The sequence below is a fragment of the Marinilabilia sp. genome, from assembly GCF_016278715.1.
Classification (GTDB): domain Bacteria; phylum Bacteroidota; class Bacteroidia; order Bacteroidales; family Marinilabiliaceae; genus Marinilabilia.
Genome location: NZ_JADQBH010000166.1, coordinates 888 through 3,462, shown reverse-complemented (window position 1 = coordinate 3,462; position 2,575 = coordinate 888). Strand labels below are relative to the sequence as shown.

Genomic DNA, 2,575 nt, shown 5'->3' with positions numbered 1-2,575 from the left:
TCAGAATGACATTGTGCTAAGTGTCATTCTGAACGCAGTGAAGAATCTCTGATAAGAGTACCTATTGCTTTGGGGCAATTCTGTTTTTTTCCGTAACAGATTCTTCGTCGTTCCTCCTCAGAATGACATTGTGCTAAGTGTCATTCTGAACGCAGTGAAGAATCTCTGATAAAAGTACCTATTGCTTTGGGGCAATTCTGTTTTTTCCGTAACAGATTCTTCGTCGTTCCTCCTCAGAATGACAATGAGCTAAGTGTCATTCTGAACGTAGTGAAGAATCTGTTTCTGAAGCAATTAAGGCATGAGGGGTTCTTATGTATTATAGCCTTAATTTCACCATAGATTATCCAACCGGTAGGCCACCATAAATTCATGACTCCCACTGTTCACCCTTGATAATTTGTTGAGTGTAAAGTCGAATGCATAACCAGCTTTCAGGAATTCTGTGATTTGAACGTTGAAAAACAGTCCTGCGGCATCACCAATGCGGTAATGGGCCCCCATATAATATTGGTCCTGATATAGAAAACGTGTGGTGATATCTGCTGAGACAGGCGAACCCGGGATAACTGCAACCAGCGCTGACGGAAGAAACTGCCACTCGTAATCAATCTTAAATTTGTAGCCTCCCATGAGAAAGATTGACGGATTGTAAGGAACATCACTTTCACGGTACTCTTCCTCCAACTTAACGTGAATAAGGCGAGGTGAAGAAACACCGGCGAAATATTCATCAGCATAAAGGTAAAATCCTACTCCGAATATTGGAGAGGTTCTGTTCAGGTCATTTTCAAAATGGTGATCATTACTTTCACTGAGTTCCAAATCTGAAATGGCTGCACTGAAATTTGTAAAACCTGCATTAAGGCCCATGGATAAATAGGTGCCCCGCGAAACAGTGATCTGATAAGCATAGGAGGCTTTAAAATGAGTATTTTTAACGGGGCCCACTCTGTCGGTCATTAGACTCAGACCGATGCCAAAATTTTGCTTTTGATAGGGCGTGTGCGCTCCAAAACTATAGGATGCAGGATACCCCTCAATTCCAACCCATTGATGCCGGGTGAGCAGATTCATGTTGAGACCGTCTTGTGTTCCGGCAATAGCGGGGTTGAGTTCCAGCGTGTTATTGATGTAATTGGTGTACAATGGTTCTTCCTGGCTCCAAAGGTTGTTGAAGACCAATAATAAAATTGAAACCGAAAGTATTCTGTATAGTGATGTCATCGTCTTAAAATTTTCAGGTTTGATGTGTTTTTTATTGCTGATTATTTCTTCAGGAACACATTGCCTTTATATTGTTTATCGTTGTCAACGATCTTAATCACGTAGAAATAAGTGCCTGTGGGCAGTGAGCCAGAACCTCCCAGCGATTTATGGGTTGTCCCGTCCCAGTCGTTCAGGTAATTATCGCTCTTGTAAACTACATTCCCGTAACGGTTAAAGATGTGGATGGTAACCCGCCCGAAATTTTCGATACCTCCAATTTCAAAGTAATCGTTAATGCCATCTCCATCCGGGGAGAAGCCTTCGGGAACTTTGAATTCATCCGTGATTATTATCTCTGGTTCTTTAATCCGGATTATCACCCAGGCACTGCTGCAATCATTGTAATTCTCTTCGCTGCAAACTTCATAGGAGATGGAATCCTGACCGACAAAATTGAACTGAGGGTCGTAGACCATGACTCCGGATGACTGGAAGTTGGCGTTCCCGTTTTCGGGGTGCGTCATGATAGAGAACAAAATTTCTCCGTCGATTCCCAGATCGTTCTCCAGGGGCGAAATACTGACCGTTTTATTCATATCTATTACAACAGTATCATTAATGGCGGTTATTCCCGGCAAAACATCCACCGTTACTGTTCCCACCGACTGGTCTCCATTTGCATCGGAAACAGCGTAACGGAATGTAGCTTGTCCGATGTAATTCAGTGCAGGGGTATAGGTAATGGTGTTGTTATTTTCAACGATGGTAGAGCCCTCATTGCCGGAATGGCTTACACTTAAAGATATTGGCAAATCTTCCAGTCCGGTGTCATTGTCAAGAATAGCAATGTTTACCGGCACGTTTATTCTGGTTTGCGCGTAATCGTTTTCTGCAATCGGCACAGAATTGTGTGCTTCACTGACTGCAATAGAAACATCAGCATTGTCCGTGTCTCCGTTGGCATCTGTAACCGTGTAGCTGAAGGAGTCACTTCCGAAATATTCGCTGTTCGGGGTGTAGGTAATGGTGTTGTCACTTTCCACCACAACGGTTCCGTTGGTAGGGTTTGTACTGATGGTAACCACCACCGGCGCATCCTCAAGTCCGGTATCGTTGCTTAGTACGTCAATGTTAACAGCCGTATTTTCGGTGGTTGAAGCTTCATCGTCTGTTGCAACAGGCACAATTTTGGTGTCCTCGCTCACAGTCACAGAAACATCAGCATTATCTGTGTCTCCGTTGGCATCTGTAACTGTGTAACTGAATGAATCAGTTCCAAAGAATTCATCGCTCGGTGTGTAGGTAATGGTATTGTCACTTTCCACCACAACGGTTCCGTTGGTAGGGTTTGTACTGATGGTAACCA

2 protein-coding genes are annotated in these 2,575 nt (G+C 43.6%); both read right to left on the bottom strand.

The features are described 5' to 3' along the window. Nucleotides 1-333: 333 nt before the first annotated feature. A complete protein-coding gene (locus QZZ43_RS10665; RefSeq protein WP_291858855.1) occupies nucleotides 334-1,227 on the bottom strand; it encodes a type IX secretion system membrane protein PorP/SprF in 894 nt (297 codons plus the stop codon). Nucleotides 1,228-1,268: 41 nt separating this feature from the next. After that, the coding region (locus QZZ43_RS10660; RefSeq protein WP_291858852.1) for an Ig-like domain-containing protein at nucleotides 1,269-2,575 on the bottom strand (1,307 nt) is incomplete at its 5' end.